Source organism: Cupriavidus sp. (genome assembly GCF_057315035.1).
Window position 1 is genome coordinate 98,999 of record NZ_DBHKYV010000012.1, and the last position, 16,824, is coordinate 115,822.

Annotated in this window: 13 protein-coding genes and 1 tRNA gene; 5 read left to right on the forward strand and 9 right to left on the reverse strand. The window is 64.5% G+C overall.

The features are described 5' to 3' along the window. Window positions 1-63: 63 nt before the first annotated feature. The 4 genes from ACO550_RS16960 to ACO550_RS16975 all read right to left on the reverse strand — a co-directional run bounded on the left by ACO550_RS16960 (window position 64) and on the right by ACO550_RS16975 (window position 6,632). Complete coding sequence (locus tag ACO550_RS16960) at window positions 64-1,272, reverse strand: MFS transporter (RefSeq protein ID WP_315593001.1); 1,209 nt, start codon at window positions 1,270-1,272, stop codon at window positions 64-66. A 107-nt stretch (window positions 1,273-1,379) separates the two neighbouring features. Beyond that, entirely contained in the window at window positions 1,380-4,574 is a 3,195-nt protein-coding gene (locus ACO550_RS16965; RefSeq protein ID WP_315593002.1) for a bifunctional cytochrome P450/NADPH--P450 reductase, read from the reverse strand. A 201-nt stretch (window positions 4,575-4,775) separates the two neighbouring features. Beyond that, window positions 4,776-5,180, reverse strand: coding sequence for an alternative ribosome rescue aminoacyl-tRNA hydrolase ArfB (gene arfB, locus ACO550_RS16970; RefSeq protein ID WP_315593003.1), 405 nt, complete (start codon window positions 5,178-5,180; stop codon window positions 4,776-4,778). A 60-nt stretch (window positions 5,181-5,240) separates the two neighbouring features. Next, window positions 5,241-6,632 (reverse strand): FAD-binding protein, encoded by a 1,392-nt coding sequence (locus ACO550_RS16975; protein WP_315593004.1) that lies wholly within the window; start codon window positions 6,630-6,632, stop codon window positions 5,241-5,243. Between the two features lie 319 nt (window positions 6,633-6,951). On the opposite strand from ACO550_RS16975, the gene ACO550_RS16980 reads away from it, so the two are divergent. Both ACO550_RS16980 and ACO550_RS16985 read left to right on the forward strand, forming a co-directional pair. Then, entirely contained in the window at window positions 6,952-7,452 is a 501-nt protein-coding gene (locus ACO550_RS16980; RefSeq protein ID WP_315593005.1) for a Panacea domain-containing protein, read from the forward strand. Between the two features lie 8 nt (window positions 7,453-7,460). Beyond that, window positions 7,461-7,835, forward strand: coding sequence for a hypothetical protein (locus ACO550_RS16985; protein WP_315593006.1), 375 nt, complete (start codon window positions 7,461-7,463; stop codon window positions 7,833-7,835). A 40-nt stretch (window positions 7,836-7,875) separates the two neighbouring features. Here the strand turns inward: ACO550_RS16985 and ACO550_RS16990 are convergent, their stop codons facing one another. Both ACO550_RS16990 and ACO550_RS16995 read right to left on the reverse strand, forming a co-directional pair. Further along, window positions 7,876-9,102: an RtcB family protein gene (locus ACO550_RS16990; RefSeq protein WP_315593007.1), complete on the reverse strand. Its 1,227-nt coding sequence runs from the start codon at window positions 9,100-9,102 to the stop codon at window positions 7,876-7,878. Between the two features lie 9 nt (window positions 9,103-9,111). After that, the gene (locus tag ACO550_RS16995; protein ID WP_315593008.1) at window positions 9,112-10,605 is read right to left on the reverse strand and encodes a methyl-accepting chemotaxis protein; all 1,494 of its coding nucleotides are present in this window, start codon (window positions 10,603-10,605) and stop codon (window positions 9,112-9,114) included. A 198-nt stretch (window positions 10,606-10,803) separates the two neighbouring features. Between ACO550_RS16995 and ACO550_RS17000 the strand changes: the two genes are divergently transcribed. Next, window positions 10,804-11,142, forward strand: a complete 339-nt coding sequence (locus ACO550_RS17000; RefSeq protein WP_315593009.1) for a hypothetical protein — start codon at window positions 10,804-10,806, stop codon at window positions 11,140-11,142. A gap of 70 nt (window positions 11,143-11,212) precedes the next feature. Here the strand turns inward: ACO550_RS17000 and ACO550_RS17005 are convergent. Further along, window positions 11,213-11,288 (reverse strand) — tRNA-Arg (locus ACO550_RS17005). 324 nt (window positions 11,289-11,612) lie between these two features. Here ACO550_RS17005 and ACO550_RS17010 point away from each other — a divergent pair. Then, on the forward strand, window positions 11,613-12,509 hold the full coding sequence (locus ACO550_RS17010; RefSeq protein ID WP_315593010.1) for a c-type cytochrome: 897 nt from the start codon (window positions 11,613-11,615) through the stop codon (window positions 12,507-12,509). A gap of 148 nt (window positions 12,510-12,657) precedes the next feature. On the opposite strand, the gene hemN is transcribed toward ACO550_RS17010, so the two are convergent. Further along, window positions 12,658-14,088: an oxygen-independent coproporphyrinogen III oxidase gene (gene hemN, locus ACO550_RS17015; RefSeq protein WP_315593011.1), complete on the reverse strand. Its 1,431-nt coding sequence runs from the start codon at window positions 14,086-14,088 to the stop codon at window positions 12,658-12,660. Window positions 14,089-14,343: 255 nt separating this feature from the next. Here hemN and ACO550_RS17020 point away from each other — a divergent pair, with 255 nt between their 5' ends. Beyond that, window positions 14,344-15,519 (forward strand): ABC transporter substrate-binding protein, encoded by a 1,176-nt coding sequence (locus ACO550_RS17020; RefSeq protein ID WP_315593012.1) that lies wholly within the window; start codon window positions 14,344-14,346, stop codon window positions 15,517-15,519. An 8-nt stretch (window positions 15,520-15,527) separates the two neighbouring features. Here the strand turns inward: ACO550_RS17020 and ACO550_RS17025 are convergent, their stop codons facing one another. Continuing rightward, window positions 15,528-16,823 carry an ATP-binding protein gene (locus ACO550_RS17025; RefSeq protein ID WP_315593013.1) on the reverse strand — a complete coding sequence of 432 codons (1,296 nt, stop codon included), beginning with the start codon at window positions 16,821-16,823 and terminating at the stop codon, window positions 15,528-15,530. Between the last annotated feature and the right edge of the window lies 1 nt (window position 16,824).

A 16,824-nucleotide genomic window follows, 5' to 3' on the forward strand; every position in this document is an offset into this window, starting at 1 on the left:
TTGATACGCTGGCCCTCTCCCCGGCCCCTCTCCCGCCGCGCGGGAGAGGGGAGAGAACATCGATCATACGCTCGCAGGCGAAGGTGCCAGGCGTTCGCGCCGCTGCCATGCCAACGTAATCACCAATGCCAGCCCCAAGGCCGGCAATACGGCAAGGTTCACCCCCTGCCAGCCCCAGACCTCGAGCACCTGGCCCGCTGCCAGCGTTGCGCATGCGGTCAGTACTGCCGTCGAGAATTCACTGGCGGCCTGCGTCCGCGCCCGCTCCACTGGGCGATAGCTGCTGGCCAGCAATGTCGTGCCGCCGACGAACATGAAGTTCCAGCCGATTCCGAGGCAGAGCAGCGCCACATAGAACGCGACCAGCGATGTCGAGCATAACGCCACCACGGCGGCGAGCGCGGAAAGTGCGATGCCGCTGACCAGCATCGCGGGGTTGCCATACCGTTGCAGCAACCAACCCGAGAAAAAAGATGGCGCATACATGCCCACGAGGTGCCACTCGATGATCTGAGCACCTTGTGCGATGGTGTGCTGGCATGCAATGGCCGCAATTGGCGTGGCCGTCATCATGAACATCATCACCGCATTGCCAATGCCGTTGTTGGCAAACGATGCCAGGAATACCGGTTGGCGCACGATTTCTCCCAGCGGTCTGGCCGGGCGGTTATCGATAGCCGCAGCGGTGAGTTCGCTGGCCGGCGGTTCGCGATACGCGAGCATCAGCACCATGACGGTCACTGCGCCGAATGCGGCGACAACCGCATACGATCCGGCAAACGGCGTCGGTTGCATCATGTCGGCGCTCCATGCGGCAATGGCCGGACCACACACGGCTGCCACCACACCACCGGTCAGCACCGCCGATATGGCGCGCGACTTGTCGGCCGCCGGTGCGGCATCGGCCGCAGCCAGACGGTAGAAGCGTGCAAACGCCTGGAACACGCCGACCAGTGCCGTGCCGAGGCAGAACAGCCAGAAGTCGTGGCGCCAGATGGCAGCGACCGAGACCCAGCCGCCCAGCATGCAGGCGACGCCGCCGACGCAAAACGCAAAACGCCGGCCGCAGCGTTCGATCACAAAGGCCGCCGCAATTGCCGTGAGCGCCGATGCCACGGTAATCAGCGCAAACGGCAGCGTTGCCAGCGCCTTGGTCGGCGCGAGCGTGTAGCCAACCAGACCGGTCAGTGTCAGGTCGACAGACAGGGCTGACGTATAAAGCGCCTGGCACAGCGCCAGCACGCGCGCCTGGCGCATCGCAAGGGAAGCCATCGATGTCTCCGGATTCGAGAAGGGATGGTTCCCAGCGTACGAGGCCGGATGGTCGGCCGACGGACAACGTTCAGCGGAATCCTGCCAACAACACCGAAAGCGCCACGTCAGTTGAATACGTCCTGACGATACCTCCCCTGCGCAACCAGCCCGGCGAACCATGCCGACGCCGCGTCAGCCGACATGCCGCCCTGCTGCGCGCCAATCTCGATCAGCGTCTGCCGCACGGCGGGTGCCATGCGCCGGCCGTCGCCGCAGACGTAGATGATCGCCCCGGCTTGCAGTTGCGCCCACACCTGCATGCGCCGCTGCCACAGCAGGTCCTGTACATAGCGCGCCGCGCCGGGCACGACGGAGTACGCAGTGTGGACTTCCGCCACGCCCAGCTCGGCCCATCTGGCAATCTCGTCATGGAACAGCCAGTCGTGTTGCGGATGGCGGCAACCGAAGTACAACTGCACCGGCACCACCGCCTGCCCGGTCGCCTGCTGTGCGGCACGCTCCTCGAGGAACCCGCGGAACGGGGCGATGCCGGTGCCCGGACCAACCAGCAGCATCGGCACGGTCGGATCGGGCACCGGTGCGAACGACGGATTGGGGGTACGGATCGACGCCGCAATGCGCGCGCCCGATGAAAGGCTTTGCAGCCAGGTCGACGCCACGCCACGGAACTGGCCGCGTCCAGATAGCGCGGGTGCCCAGACCGTTCCCACCAGCAGCGTGGCCACATCGGGCGCTACCAGCGGTGACGAGGCAATCGAATAGAAGCGAGGCCGCATCGGTACCGTACATGCCAGCAGTTGCTGTAGCGTCAGCGCAATGGCGGGATGCTCGACCAGCACATCGAGCACGCCCAGTCGTCGCGCGGCGACCTGTGCCGCATGGCCACGCTCGGCGTCGTCCGATGCCAGCTGTTCGAGCGACTGCCGCGTGAACGGGCAGCGTGTGGCCTGCGCCAGTGCGCGCAGCGTCTGGCGCGACACCACGTCCTGCAGTTCGACGAAATGGGTCAGCAACTGGTGTAGCGGCAGCGCCTGGCCAATTGGCAGTCCTCGCCCGGCGCCCTGCGGCGCGGATAGCGTGACCATTGCCTCGGTGTCCAGCGCAAGCCGCTCGCACAACGCCGTCACCACCCGCGTCTCGTTCTGCGGCCATACGGCAATATGGTCGCCGGTCTGGTAAGTGGTACCTGCTGGCAACTGCAGGCGAATTTCACGCGTGGAGGTACGCGGCGCTTCGATCGTGAAATCCCACAATCCCTTGGGATCACCAACGAGTTCGGCATTGTCCAGCACCGTGAACGCCTGCGTGCCAGCGGGCAGGGTTTCAGCGCGAATCGCATCGACGCTGCGCAGTTCCACGGCCACGCCGATGCCGCCGGCAGCAGCACCGTCGGCCTGCAGCGCCTCCCACAATTGCGCCAGCCAGCGTTCGGCTGCCTGGTCGAAATCGGCATTGCCATCGGCCTCGCCGCGTTCCAGCAATGGCACCGCACCCGCTGCGGCAAAGAACTCGAAGATGCGGCGCGGGAATGCCTGATAGGTGGCCCACTGCGAATTGCCGCAGCCGAGCAATGCCAGCCGCAAACCATCCGCGCGGTATCCGGGCGTGGCACCGGCATCGAGCATCGCCTCGAACCTGCGGCCCGAGTCGGGCGCGCGTCCGTTGTAGGTGGCGGCGACCGCCACGACCAGGCCTGTGGTGGGCAATGCGTCCACCACATCGTCAAGGTCGGCCAGCGTGGCATCGAACCCCGCAGCCACTGCGCCGCCGTGAATCTGTTCCGCCAGCTCGCGCGCGGTGCCAAGGCTCGATGCACACAACACGGTCATGGCCTGGCCATTGCCACGTACCTCGGCCTGCACGGTATCGCTGACTGTCTGCGCCGGGGCGCTTGCGGCGATACGCTCGTGCGCACGGCGCCGCCGCGCGCGCAACAGCAGGTTGTCGGGCTTGATCGTCAGCGTTTCCTTGAGCCGGAACTGATAGTCGTACGGGTCGTGGAACGCGAAGTTGCGCAGCATCAGGGCCAGGGCCAGCTTGGCTTCGGTCAAGGCGAACTGGCGCCCGATGCAGGCACGCTCACCTTGTCCGAACGGCATGTAGGCATGCGCAGGTAGCTTCGCCTCGTTCTCGGGCAGGAAGCGGTCGATATCGAAACGCTCGGGGTTGTCCCAAACCTTCGGGTCACGATGCAGCGCGGTCAGCACTACCGAGATGCGGCGATTCTCGCGCAGCCGGTAACGCCCACCGATCACTACATCCTCGAACGGCGCGACCGCGAAAGCCGGCGCGGTCGGCCACAGGCGCAAGGTTTCCTTGAGCACCCGATCGAGCACGGTCATGCGTGCCAGGTCGGCGTAGACCGGCGGTGCGTCGCCGGGCAGCACCGCATCGACCTCGGCATAGGCCTGCGCGAGCACGCCAGGGTTGCGCAGCAATTCATACAAGGTGAAGGTAAGCAGCCCACTGGTGGTTTCGTGCCCGGCGATCAGGAACGTGATGACCTGGTTGCGGATATTGGCGTCATCGAGCTGGCGGTCGGTTTCCGGGTCGCGTGCTTCGAGCATCAGGTTCAGCAGGTCCATGCCCGGCCGCGGCGCGGCACGGCGCTTGCGGATCACGTCGTCGACCAGATTGCGCATATAGGCCACGTCGCTGGCAAACTGCCGGTGCGCGCGCCCCATGAAACGGTCCTGGAGCGGCAGCCGCGTAAGCTTCTGCATGGCCTCTTCCAGCGCACCGACCATGGCCACGATAAACGGGTCCAGTTGCTCGCTCGCGAACGACTCGAAGTCGTAGCCGAAGCCGGACAGCGCGATGGTGTCGAGTGTCAGACGCGTCATGTCGTCGGCCACGGCGATGTCCGCGTCGGGACCATTGGCGTCCCATTTGGCCACCAGCCGGTTGGCCACGCGCAGCATCACATCGAAGTAGCCTTTCATCGCGCGCTGGCTGAATGCCGGCATCAGGATGCGATGTGCGCAACCCCAGTTCGGTTCGTCGCTATGCGCGGTGAACAGACCATCTCCCGCCATGTCGCGCAGATAGGACAGCGGCGGTCCGATGATCTTGCGGAAACGCACCGGATCGCAGACTTCGGACGCCAGCGCCACTGACGACACGAACGGCACACGCCGGCCGGCGAAGTCGAGCTCGAAGATGCCGTCATGATGCCGGCTGCGCGCCAGCAGGTGCTGGCCAACCTCGCCAGGGGTAATCTGGAACAGGTTGCCGACAACCGGCCAGCCCGGGTCGCGCGGAATCGGTTCAAGGGTGGCGGCAGGTGTAGCGGATGACATGGATCGGGGCGCCCCTTGTCGTGGTGTGGATCCTGAGGATCTGTGGATCTGTGGATCTGTGGATAACTTTGCCGGGAACCGTCGCGATCGCCGGCGCGCGAGCCCAGAGCATGCCTGCCAACCGGCACGTTATCCCACCCCTGTGCCGTGCGTTTGAAATGTTTGTTCGAATTCCGTGCGGACTCGACCTGACGGCCCCGATCAGTCAGTCACCCGCCCGCGCATCGCCTTGATCTGCCCACGCTGCGTCTTGGCATCGAGCCGCCGCAGGCCCGACGCCCGGGTTGGCCGGGTGGCGCGCCGGATACGCGGCGCAACCGCCACGCTGCGGACCAGTTCATGCAGGCGCCGGACCGCTTCCTCACGGTTCATTTCGAGACTGCGGTGCTGCTGCGCCTTGATCACCACCACGCCATCACGCGTAATGCGATGGTCATGCAGTGCCAGCAAACGCTCCTTGTGATCGGCGGCCAGCGAGGACGTGCGCACGTCATAGCGCAGGTGCACCGCGTTGGACACCTTGTTGATGTTCTGCCCGCCCGCGCCCTGGGCGCGGATTGCGGTGATCTCGTATTCGTGGTGGGGGATAAACAGGTCGTCGGCCATGCGCCGCATCATAGCAACGCATGGCGCCGAGGTGTGTGTCGGAGCGTGGCCGCAAGCGGGTCAGGGCGCCGGTGCGATGTTCTGGTTGGTGCGGAACAGGTTCTGCGGATCGTAGGTCCGCTTGGCACGCGCCAGCCGATCGAAATTCGGCCCGTACGCCGCGCCCACGCGCGCCGATTCATCCTCGGTCATGAAGTTCACATAGACCCCGCCCGTGGCATATGGTGCGCTGGCGTTGAAGAAGTCGCGCGCCCAGGCGATGCAGGCCGTGTCTTCGTCGGCACGGTCCCAGCGCGAATGGACATTCATGACATAGCGCGCATCGCGATGGTTGTACGCGGTGGCATCGGCTGCCACACGGTTCGCCACGCCACCGACCTGGCCAATAAAGATCTCGGCATTGGCCGACGGGCCGCGCGCCGCGTAGTCGGTCATCAGATCGATGGCCGCATCGTCGAGTCGCGTGAAATTGTGCGACTTCCAGTAATTACGTGCACCCGGGGTCAGCAACGGATCGAACGCCTGTTGCCAGGCGGTGTATGGCATCTGTCCGACGTGCTCGCCGACGGTCTGGCCAAACGCGCGCAGCGGATCGATCGCCTTGTCGGCGGTGTCCGGGTCGCCGGTGTAGAACGCGGCCAGCACCACCACATCGGTGCCATGCGCGGACGATGGCAGGAACGGCAGCGGCGGCGCCTTGCGCAGCACCACCCAGACATTGAGGTTATCGGGCATCGCGGTTTCGGTGAACGCGCGATACTGGCGCAGCACTGACTTGCCTTCGACACCAGGGAACACCAGCAGCCCCGCCGTGACCAACGGGCCGACCGGATGCAAGCGGAACTGGAACAGCGTGACCACGCCAAAGTTTCCGCCGCCGCCGCGCAAGGCCCAGAACAACTCGGGTTCTTCCTTCGTATCTGCCCAGCGTCGCTGGCCATCGGCCGTCACCACCTCGCAACCAAGCAGATTGTCCACAGTCATGCCGTACTGGCGAGTGAGCCATCCGAAGCCACCACCGAGTGTGAGCCCCGCGACACCGGTGGTCGAATTGATGCCCAGTGGCGTGGCCAGACCCAGCGCCTGTGCTTCATGATCGAAGTCTCCCAGCGTGGCCCCCGGGCTGACCCACGCGACGCGTTCGCGCGCATCGATATGCACACTACGCAGTTGCGACAGGTCGATCACCAGACCGTCGTTGCAGATGGCGCTGCCAGCAATATTGTGTCCCCCGCCGCGCACGGCAAGCACCAGGCCATGGTCACGCGCGAAGTTCACCGCCTGCATCACGTCGGCCGTACCCGTGCATTGCACGATCACCGCTGGCTTGCGGTCCACGGTGGCATTCCAGACCGTGCGCGCGACATCGTAGCCTGCATCCGCAGGCAGCAGCACCTTGCCGCGCACGGACTTGCGCAGCATGTCGATATGGTCGGCGGCTAACGTGGGCATGATGGGCACCTCCGTTCTGAATCAGCAGTGGCAGTTGCGAAGGCAGTTTCGCTTCCGAAGGAAAGCACCATGCAAGGCACGCGCCAGTCGGCGCCGAGCGGCGTACGCGCAAGGAATGCGTCAATCATGTGCCTGCTTACGACATACACGGCGAGGTGTTTGGTTGCAGCGATGAGGCGACGTACGCGTGACATGACGGGGCAAGATCAAGTTGCGGCATTTGGACACACAAGTTTCGTTGCCCACTGCGGAGTGACGGAGTATGGTCTTTTCGGTGCCACGTGCACGCGTGTCGTGACGAACAAGAATGGGGGTCAAAATGTGGAACAGAAAAAAGAAGGAAGAAAGAACGGAAGACGGCAAGGCGCTGGCGGTTGCGCAATACATCCTCAAGCGTCGCCAGGACGCCGGTGCGGGGCTCACGCCATTGCAGCTGACCAAGCTGACGTACATCGCGCATGGCCATATGCTTGCGCGGTATATGCGGCCGCTCTATGACGAGGAGATCCAGGCATGGCCATTGGGTCCGATGATTCCGAGTGTGTATCGCGCCGTACGCGAGTTTGGCAGTCGCTTTGTCGATGCGGTGCCCGGTGCACCGGTCGTCGACTTCGATGCAAAAGAGGTCGACATCATGAACAGGGTCACCGACCTGTATGGCTGCTTTGATGGGGTGGTCCTCTCTAGCGCGATGCATCACCCGGGCACGCCGTGGCGAGAAACACGCGATTACCTCGGCAAGAACGGAACCATATCAAACGATTGTCTCGCGCATTTCTACACCAAGATCCAGCGAAGCGGACAACACTCAGCACTCTGAGGGATGCCATGACCGATGATGTATTAGGCGGCCCCGATTTCTGGAGCCATTGTTCGTCAAGGTTCACGGCAGAGGGGCAAGCGATAGAGCAGTGTGAGCAAGCCGCGTTCGCCAATGTCCGCGACATCAACCAGGAAAGCAGGGAGCGCGAACACACACGCCATCAGACCTTTCGCGACAACGTCAATCGCGCCATGATCGGCATCTTCTGGATCGCCAGCGTGATGCTGGGTTGCGGTCTGATGATTTATGCATGGCATCTTTTGACACCATTGCTATGGCACTTCCTGGACGCTACACAGCAGGCGAGGCTTGAAACAGTCCTGGCGCCCGCGGTACTGTCCAGCGCATTGACTGGATACGTCAGCCGTCGAATCGAATAGACGATCGACGAAGGGCCTGGGGCCTCTGCCAGGCCCCGCCCTACCCCTTCACACAAACCACCTGCCGCAGTGTGTGGACAACTTCCACCAGACTGCGTTGCGCCGCCATTACCGCGTCGATGTCCTTGTAGGCCATCGGAATTTCGTCGATCACGTCTGCGTCCTTGCGGCATTCCACGTGTGCGGTGGCTTTCATCTGGTCCGCAATCGTGAAGCGGCGCTTGGCCTCGGTGCGACTCATCGCGCGGCCCGCACCGTGGCTGCATGAGCAAAAGCTTTCTTCATTGCCGAGCCCGCGTACGATAAAACTCTTCGCGCCCATCGAGCCTGGAATGATGCCGAGTTGTCCTTTCTGCGCGGACACCGCTCCTTTGCGCGTCACGAAGATGTCCGCACCGAAGTGGCGTTCCTTCTGTACATAGTTGTGGTGGCAGTTCACCGCGTGTTCGTCGACGCCGAACGGCTTGCCGATCACGTCGCGCGCGGCGGCAATCACTGCGGCCATCATGACTTCCCGATTGCGGCGCGCATACTCCTGGGCCCAGCCGACTGCTTCAACGTAATCGTCGAAATGCCGGCTGCCCTCTTCGAAATAGGCCAGGTCGCGATCGGGCAAGTTTGCGATGTGCTGGCGCATATCCTGCTGCGCCAGTTCGATAAACATCGTGCCGATCGCATTACCCACGCCGCGCGATCCACTGTGCAGCATGAACCAGACGCTATCGGCTTCATCGAGACACACCTCGATAAAGTGGTTGCCGGTGCCGAGGGTTCCCAGGTGCACGTAGTTGTTGGTCTTCTCCAGCTTCGGGTACTTCTGCCGAATCCTGTCGAAGCCCGGCACCAGGGTCTTCCACATCTCGTCCACCTGATGTGGTGCGCGATGGCTCCACGCACCGGGATCGCGACGACCTGGTGCGCGACCATGCGGCACCGCGCGTTCGATGGCGCTGCGCAACGCGTGCAGTGAATCCGGCAAGTCTTTCGCTGTCAGCGTGGTGCGCGCGGCCATCATGCCGCAGCCAATATCGACGCCTACCGCAGCGGGAATGATCGCGCCCTGGGTCGGAATCACGGTACCGATGGTCGAGCCCTTGCCCAAGTGTACGTCCGGCATCACCGCCAGGTGGCGGAACACGAACGGCATGCTCGCGGTATTGCGCAACTGGCGACGCGCATCCTCCTCGACGGCCACGCCGTTCGTCCACATCTTTACCGGCTTGCCGTGCGCCAGTTCCAGAAGCTGGAAGTCATCTGCATGTTTCATGCTGGAAGTCTAGCGGCTGACGCCCGCCTGTTGCCAGCCTCCGCTGAGATTGAACCGGTCTACCACTGCATTGAGACGCGAAGCCTGGCTCTTCAGACTCTCGGCCGCTGCCGCACTCTCCTCGACCAGTGCGGCGTTCTGGCGGGTTGTATTGTCGATTTCGGCGACTGCTTCGCCAACCTGCCCTACACCCGCCGCCTGTTGTTCGGTGGAACTCGATATCCGTCGGATCAGCTCGCTAACGCGGCGTGCCTTGGTCACGATATGCGTCATCCCGCCGTGTGCGGCGGCCACCTGCTGCCGGCCCTGCTCCACGCAGGCACTGCTTTCGCCGATCAACGTACGAATCTGGCGCGCGGCTGTCGAGGTGCGGTGCGCCAGTTGCTGTACCTCGGTGGCAACCACCGAGAAGCCGCGCCCAGCTTCGCCGGACCTGGCCGCCTCTACCGATGCATTGAGCGACAGGATGTGAGTCTGCAATGCAATGCTGTCGATCAGTCCGGTGATTTCCGCGATGCGATCCGCAGACGCCGAGATGCCATCCATCGTCTCCACCACACGCCCGACCGCGTCACCGCCTTGCGTGACCGCATCGGAGGTTTCACCGGCCAGCGCGTTGGCTTCGCCAGCGGTCTGCGCGGCACTCTGCACGGCGGCGTGGATCTGCTGCATCGAGGTGGCGGTCTGTTGCACATCCCAGGCCTGTCGCTCGGTTCGCTCGCTGAGGTCGATGCTGCCACTGGCGATTTCCGATGCCGCATCCTCCACGGCCAGGGCCGCAGTGCGCACCTCGGACATGGCCGTGGCCATCCGCGCGATGGCCGCCTTCAAGGCCGCTGCGGTGGGCACGCTCACCGCGACGTCCTCCACATCCAGGCAGATCCGCTCGCCACTATCCACCTGGGCAACGAGCGCCGACAGTTCGGCCCCCTCCACGGCAGCTCTCCTCAGTTGCAGCGCCAGGACAATTTCGATGCCGGTCTGCACCACCACGTACACCGCATGCAGCACGACGCGCGCGAAATCGGCCGACGAGGTGCAGTAGAACGGAAAGTTGAATGCCTGCAGGCGATCGAACAGGATATGGTGGACCGCGAACAGGGCCGCCGCGAACACCAGCGGGCGCCAGTCGCGATAGACCAGCAGCAGGCCCAGCAACACAAACACGCCAAAGTGGAATTCGGTGGTGCCATGCGACAACTGGATATGCAGCACGACCATGCCCACATTGGCCGTGGTCAGTACCAAGCCACTGAGGCGCGTGCCGCGTGCTACGGCAAAGACTGCGGCACCCGCCGCCACGAGCACCGCGACCACGATCAGCGCCAGTGTCAGCGCGTAGTAGTGGACGCCAATGGCCACGGCAGCCGCTGCCGAGCACAGCAGGGTCAGCAACATCGCCATGTCGGCCCAGCGGGCGATTCCGCCTAGCGCGGCCTGTCTGGATGTCAGCGGAGTCCCCGGCGTACCAATTTCGGCGGGGTGGGCACGGTCAAGCAACATGTTTCCTTCCTTCTGCGTTCAGATTCGTGCCCGGCACACACGGCGCCGGCACGCACTAACCGCTTAACGGGATCAGGGTACGGATGCTTGAGGGGTCAACTCGGTATCTGGCACGCAGCCTTGGTCCGGGGGCATTGGCGAGGGCAACGCGAACCTGCTAGAACAGAAGCCCGGCGTCACATAGAAGAAGGACGCGCCATGAAGCGACTGCTTGCAAACCTGATGCTGGGCATTGGCCTGGTGCTGGCCGGCTGCACCTACTACGGCTACCCTCCTCCGCCAGCCGCGGGCCCGACCAGCTATGACCGCTCGTTCTTCGCGGCGGCCGATGCGTTGCGCGACCAGGGCGTGGCCATCACGGTACAGAACCAGGCAACCGGCACCGTCGCCGGCAATTACGGCAGCACACCCGTCACGGCCACGGTCGCCCAACAGCCCGACGGCAGCGTGCGGGTGCAGTTCAGTGCGACCGATTCCCGCGATCCAGGGCTGGTCGACCGGATTACACAGAGTTATCAGCGGCGGATGGGGCGGTAGGGCTGTTGCGGCGGCCGGCCTGCTTTGCAGGGGCAACACAGCGGTTTTTGAACGCTAAGGGAGAAAACCTTGGCGCGCCCGGCTGGGATCGAACCAGCAACCCCTGCCTTCGGAGGGCAGTACTCTATCCATTGAGCTACGGGCGCGATGTGGACTTGCGTGACAACGGGCGAGTGCCGTCGTCGGAAAGTCGCATAGGATACCCGACTTGCGGAGGCGCGTCCATGCGGGATGCGCCGGGGCACGCCACGATTGGCTGGCGGAGGTCTCTGAGTCGCCGCTTTTGGTCCCCGGTGGCGAAGTCTTGGGTCTATAATCGGCAGCTATTTGCGTCCTACTAGAGACGTAACGGGGTCGGAGACAGCCCCGGATGCAAAGACCGACAGATTCATCCCCGAAGACAGGGCCAGACAAGCAAGCCGCCCCCAACGTGCTGTGCACCAGGTTTCCCGCAAAATCGAGAGTTCTGTATGAGTGACGTCCACCAAGAAAACGACCACCACGAGTCGCCAATCAAGACCCCGAAGCAGTTGATCGCTGTTGTGATCGCCGCTTTCCTGATACCGATCATCGTCATCATCCTGCTGGTCAATTTTGTCGGACACGGCACCCGCGAAGGCGCTGGTTCGACCCAGTCCGTGGAAGCGGTGAATACCCGCATCGCACCGGTCGCATCCCTCGAGATCAAGGACCCCAACGCACCGCGCGTCTTCAAGACCGGCGAGCAGGTGTACAAGGAAGTCTGCGCGGCCTGTCACGCCACGGGCGCGGCGGGTGCGCCGAAGTACGGTGTGGCCGGCGACTGGTCGGCCCGGATTGGCCAGGGCTTCGATGGCCTGCTGAAGGCCGTGCTGGCCGGCAAGGGCGCAATGCCCGCGCGTGCCGGTACGTCGCCGGATGACCTGAGCGACTATGAGCTCGGTCGTGCGGTGGTCTACATGGCCGATGCCGGCGGCGCCAAATTCCCGGAACCGGCAGCACCGGCCCAGGGTGCTCCGGCCCAGGCCGCCGCTCCGGCACCGGCCGCGACCGTGGCTGCCGCACCTGCTGCTGCGCCCGCACCGGCGCCTGTCGCCGCGGCTGCTCCGGCTCCGGCAGCTGCTGCCGCAGCACCGGCCGCCGCGTCGGCCGATACCGGCAAGAAAGTCTATGAACAGGTTTGCGCCGCCTGCCACGCCGCTGGCGTTGCCGGTGCGCCCAAGTTCGGCGACAAGGCTGCCTGGGCACCGCGCCTCAAGGAAGGCATGGATGTCGTGCACAACTATGCGCTCAAGGGCAAGGGTGTGATGCCGCCGAAGGGTGGCTACGCCGGTCCCGATGCCGATGTGATTGCCGCGTCGGACTATATGGCTAACGCTGCGAAGTAATTCGACAGCTACCAAACGAAGAAGCCCGCGAGTTGGTCGCGGGCTTTTTTGCGTTTTGGAGTGGACGCTGGCGTTGTCGTTTAGGAAGTGCTGGCCCTCTCCCTAACCCTCTCCCGCGCGCGGGAGAGGGGACTGGTTTGCAGCAGTATTAAACGACGCGCGAGTAGCGGACCAGGGGGATAACCTTTGCGTCGTCGCGTAGATAGCGGTCGAAGACCATTGCCACGCGGCGTACCAGCAGGCGTCCCAGCGCCGTGATCTCGATGCGCGCCGGGGTGCGGCGTACCAGGTGGTCGGCAGCCAATCTGTCGAGATCTGCAATTTCCGCGGCGAAGGTGTCTGCAAAGTCGATGCCGTGTTCCGCTTCCACGGCGGCGATGTCGAGCGTGCCGTTGCACATCAGCGCGCCGATGATCGCTCGGCGCAGATGGTCTTCTTCAGACATCTGGAAGCCGCGCACGATCGGCAGGCGCTTGGCATCGAGCGCCGCGTAGTACTCGTCGGTGGTGCGCGCATTCTGCACATAGTGCCCCGCTACCGCACCGATCGCGGACACGCCAAGCCCCAATTGGTCATAGCCGGCATGCGTGGCGTAGCCCTGGAAGTTGCGTTGCAGCCGGCCTTCGCGCTGCGCAATGGCCAGGTCGTCGTCAGGCAAGGCAAAGTGGTCCATGCCGATATAGACGTAGCCGGCCGATGTCAGCCGCTCGATCGTCGAAACCAGGATGTCGAGCTTTTCTCCGGCCGCAGGCAGCGCGGCTGCATCGATGCGGCGTTGCGGCTTGAACACATGTGGCAGGTGCGCGTAGCTGTAGACCGACAGCCGGTCCGGGCGCAGTTCCAGCACGCGGTCGATGGTTGCGGCAAAGCGGGTCGTGGTCTGGTGGGGCAAACCGTAGATCAGGTCCATGCTGATCGACTGGAAGCCCAGCCGTCGTGCCGCCAGCACAACACTGCGGGTCTCCTCATACGACTGCACGCGGTGGATGGCTTGCTGCACCTCGGGGTCGAAGTCCTGCACGCCCAGGCTGATACGGTTGAAGCCAAGTTCGGCCAGCAGCGCCATGCGTTCGTCGGTCACGCGGCGCGGATCGATCTCGATGGAGTGCTCACCTTCGGGCAGCAATTCAAAGTGCTGGTGTAACGCTGCCATCACGCAACGCATTTCATCGGGATCGAGGAAGGTTGGCGTACCGCCGCCCCAATGCGATTGCATGACGGCGCGGCGCTCGCCAAGGCGTCCAGCCACCATCGCCATTTCACGCGCCAGGTAGTCCACGTAGCGCGCGCTGCGGCTGTGATCCTTGGTGATGATCTTGTTGCAGCCACAGTAGTAGCAGATGTTTTCGCAGAACGGGATATGGAGATAGAGCGACAGCGGCGCCGGTGACCTGGCGCGGCACAGGTCGAGCGCCTCCAGGTAACCGGCGTCGTCCACTTCCGCGTGAAAACGGTCTGCGGTCGGATAGGAGGTGTATCGCGGGCCGTTGCCATCGATGCGGCCGGCCAGGCTGCGGAAGTCGGCAAGCGCGTGCCGGTCGAACGCCGTGTCGGCGGGATGCAATGTGGGGGCGGACATGAGGAAGCTCGTTTTGTGGGCGTGGATAGCCACCGATGCTATGCCTCCCCCAATCCCTCAACCTTGACGCGCATCAAAACCACGACGCGCCTACGCCGGCCAGCCCCGCGAACGGGGGGCCCTTGGCCTCATGAAAGTCACGCGAGCGTCATAAAGGGCCGATAGTCTCGGCCCCGGCTCTCGCGGCTCCGGCACTCCTGCCCGTTGTCGCTGCACAGCACGTTCCCTTCTTTCACCCGACTCCCTCCCGCTGCCATGCGCCCAGCCTTGCCGCAGTCGAACCTGTCATGCCTGCCAACATCGGCAGGCCGCCGTCGCACCCTGCAATGGCTCGGTGCGTTTTCCTGTGCTGCGGCGGTGCCAGCCGCAGCGTTGGCACAACCGGCCGCACAAGCGTCACGCCGGCAATTGGTGGTCGGGCATCTGGTCGATCGCACGGGCCCGCAGTCTGATCAGGCGCGCGACTATCTGGCAGGTGCCAAGGTCATGTTCGATGCCTTCAATGCATCCCCGGCCATCAATAGCGGTTTGCGCATCGTGCATGTGGTGCGCGATGCCGATGCGAACCTGCGTGGCGCCGTGGCACAAGCGGTGGCATTGGCCGACAACGAACGTGCCGAGGTGCTGTTCGGGCCAGGTGACAACCTGTTGCCCGCGCTGGCGAGTTCGTCCGAACTGACCCGGCGCGGCGTGCAGATCGTGGCACCGCTGTCGGGGCTGTCCATGTCGGCTGAGAACATCTGGTTCACGCGCGCCGACTATCAGTCCGAACTCGACGCCGCCGTGCGCCAGTTGCACAGCTACGGCCTGAGCAGCATTGCGCTGGCCGTGTCGCCCGACTTCGCGGCGGGTACGCTCGGCGCCGGCACGCCATGGCTGGCACGACTGGAAAAGGATATGTCGACGCGTGCAGTGACGCTGGGCGGAAACTTCGACGACAGCGCGCGACGCATTGCCTCGGCGCGTCCCGGTGCGGTCGTGGTGGCCGGCGACACGCTGGCCTACGGCAGCCTTGGACGTGCACTGGCGGCACAGAACTGGTACGGGTTCCTGGTGGGATTGTCCGCGGTCAGCCCGTCGTCGGCGCGCGAAATCCTCGGTAGCAACTATGCCGGCGGCATGGTGGTGACGCAGATCGCGCCCGGTCCGCAGGAATCGACCTTGCGGGTGGTAAAGGAACATGTGGCGCGCATGAAGCAGTATCTCGATGAACCGCCCTCGCCTGCCACGCTCGCCGGCTATATCGGCGCAGCGTGGCTGGTGCGCTCTGCCGCCGGCGTTAAGGGTCCGGGGACGCTCGAGTTGCGCCGCGCGCTGCAGGCGCGTATCGACGTGGGCGATTTCACGCTCGATTTCACGCGTGGCTTGCGCGGGTCCCAGTACGTGCAACTGGCACCGATCGGCAAGAGCGGCCTGCCGCAGCGCGCCTGATTTTCCGGCTATGCGCGCGGCAGCGTGATGCTGACGCGCAGCCCACCTTCGAGCCGGTTCGTCAGCTTCAGTTCTCCGCCATGACGCGCCACGATATCGGCCGCAATCGACAGACCCATGCCCACGCCGCCAGTGGCGCGGCTGCGTGACGACTCCACGCGATAGAACGGTTCGAGCACGCGTTGCAACTCGGCGGGTGGAATACCCGGACCGTTATCGCAGACATCGATCGTGACACGCTCGGGGCTGTCGGCCAGGATGATGTGCGCCGCACCGCCATAGCGGTGCGCGTTCTCCACCAGGTTGACCACCGCACGACGCAATTCCGTGGGGTACGCCAGCAGCGGTGCCGCTTCGCCGGACAAGCGCACGTCCTGCCCGATCTCCTGCGCATCGTCGACAACTGCCTGCAGCAGTGCCAGCACGTCCACGCGCTGGCGCGGGCCGGTGGCATCGTCGCGTTCACGCAGGTAGTAAAGCGTCGCATCGATCAGGCCATTCATCTCGGCCAGGTCCTGGCGCAGCCGATACCGAACGTTGTTGTCCTCGATACGCTCGATACGCAGGCTCATGCGCGTCAGCGGCGTGCGCAGGTCATGCGACACCGCTGCCAGGAAACGCGATTGCTGCGCGAGCTGCGTGCGGATGCGTTGCTGCATCAGGTTCAGCGCGCGCGTGGCCTCACGCGCTTCGGCGGGACCGTTGTCCTCGTCGAGCGGCGGCGCATGAACATCCTGCGCAAGGCGGTTCGCGCCACTGGCCAGTTGCTGCACTGGCCGCGCCAGCAGGCGTGCGCCGGCCCACGACGCAATCAGGATGGCCGCGAGCTGGAACAGCAGGCCCAGATGCGGTGGCCAGATGCCGCGGATATGGAAACCCGGCGGCGGTCCCGGTGGACGATCGCCGGGACCGCGCTCGCGAAACGCGTCGGGTCGCAACGGCGGCCCGTCGAAGTCGAACGGTTCGCCCCCGCGCATGCCCGGTGGCGGACCTGGCGGTCGATCGGGTGCAAAAATGCCTTCCAGCGGATGCGGTGGCCGGTCGGGCGCGAGCTGGCCAGCCGCTTCGGCCTCCGACGCGGCACGGCGCATGCGTTCCATGTAGCGCTCGGAACCGGGGCGCGGGAACACGCTCTCGATCACGGTCACGCCCAGCACATGCACGGCCAGCATGATGGCGGTCATTACGAAGAACAACCGCATGAACATCGAATTGAACCGGCGCCGGCCCGCAACGTTGTCGCCCGGCGGCTCGGGCCTGACTACCGAAGCGCCGTCGGCTGACGGCGGGGTCGCAGCAGCCATG

What these genes read in the sequence shown, in the direction of transcription:
- ACO550_RS16960 (WP_315593001.1), bottom strand. Translation starts at nt 1,272, where the DNA reads ATGGCTTCCCTTGCGATGCGCCAGGCGCGCGTGCTGGCGCTGTGCCAG.
- ACO550_RS16965 (WP_315593002.1), bottom strand. Translation starts at nt 4,574, where the DNA reads ATGTCATCCGCTACACCTGCCGCCACCCTTGAACCGATTCCGCGCGAC.
- arfB (WP_315593003.1), bottom strand. Translation starts at nt 5,180, where the DNA reads ATGGCCGACGACCTGTTTATCCCCCACCACGAATACGAGATCACCGCA.
- ACO550_RS16975 (WP_315593004.1), bottom strand. Translation starts at nt 6,632, where the DNA reads ATGCCCACGTTAGCCGCCGACCATATCGACATGCTGCGCAAGTCCGTG.
- ACO550_RS16980 (WP_315593005.1), top strand. Translation starts at nt 6,952, where the DNA reads ATGTGGAACAGAAAAAAGAAGGAAGAAAGAACGGAAGACGGCAAGGCG.
- ACO550_RS16985 (WP_315593006.1), top strand. Translation starts at nt 7,461, where the DNA reads ATGACCGATGATGTATTAGGCGGCCCCGATTTCTGGAGCCATTGTTCG.
- ACO550_RS16990 (WP_315593007.1), bottom strand. Translation starts at nt 9,102, where the DNA reads ATGAAACATGCAGATGACTTCCAGCTTCTGGAACTGGCGCACGGCAAG.
- ACO550_RS16995 (WP_315593008.1), bottom strand. Translation starts at nt 10,605, where the DNA reads ATGTTGCTTGACCGTGCCCACCCCGCCGAAATTGGTACGCCGGGGACT.
- ACO550_RS17000 (WP_315593009.1), top strand. Translation starts at nt 10,804, where the DNA reads ATGAAGCGACTGCTTGCAAACCTGATGCTGGGCATTGGCCTGGTGCTG.
- ACO550_RS17010 (WP_315593010.1), top strand. Translation starts at nt 11,613, where the DNA reads ATGAGTGACGTCCACCAAGAAAACGACCACCACGAGTCGCCAATCAAG.
- hemN (WP_315593011.1), bottom strand. Translation starts at nt 14,088, where the DNA reads ATGTCCGCCCCCACATTGCATCCCGCCGACACGGCGTTCGACCGGCAC.
- ACO550_RS17020 (WP_315593012.1), top strand. Translation starts at nt 14,344, where the DNA reads ATGCGCCCAGCCTTGCCGCAGTCGAACCTGTCATGCCTGCCAACATCG.
- ACO550_RS17025 (WP_315593013.1), bottom strand. Translation starts at nt 16,823, where the DNA reads ATGGCTGCTGCGACCCCGCCGTCAGCCGACGGCGCTTCGGTAGTCAGG.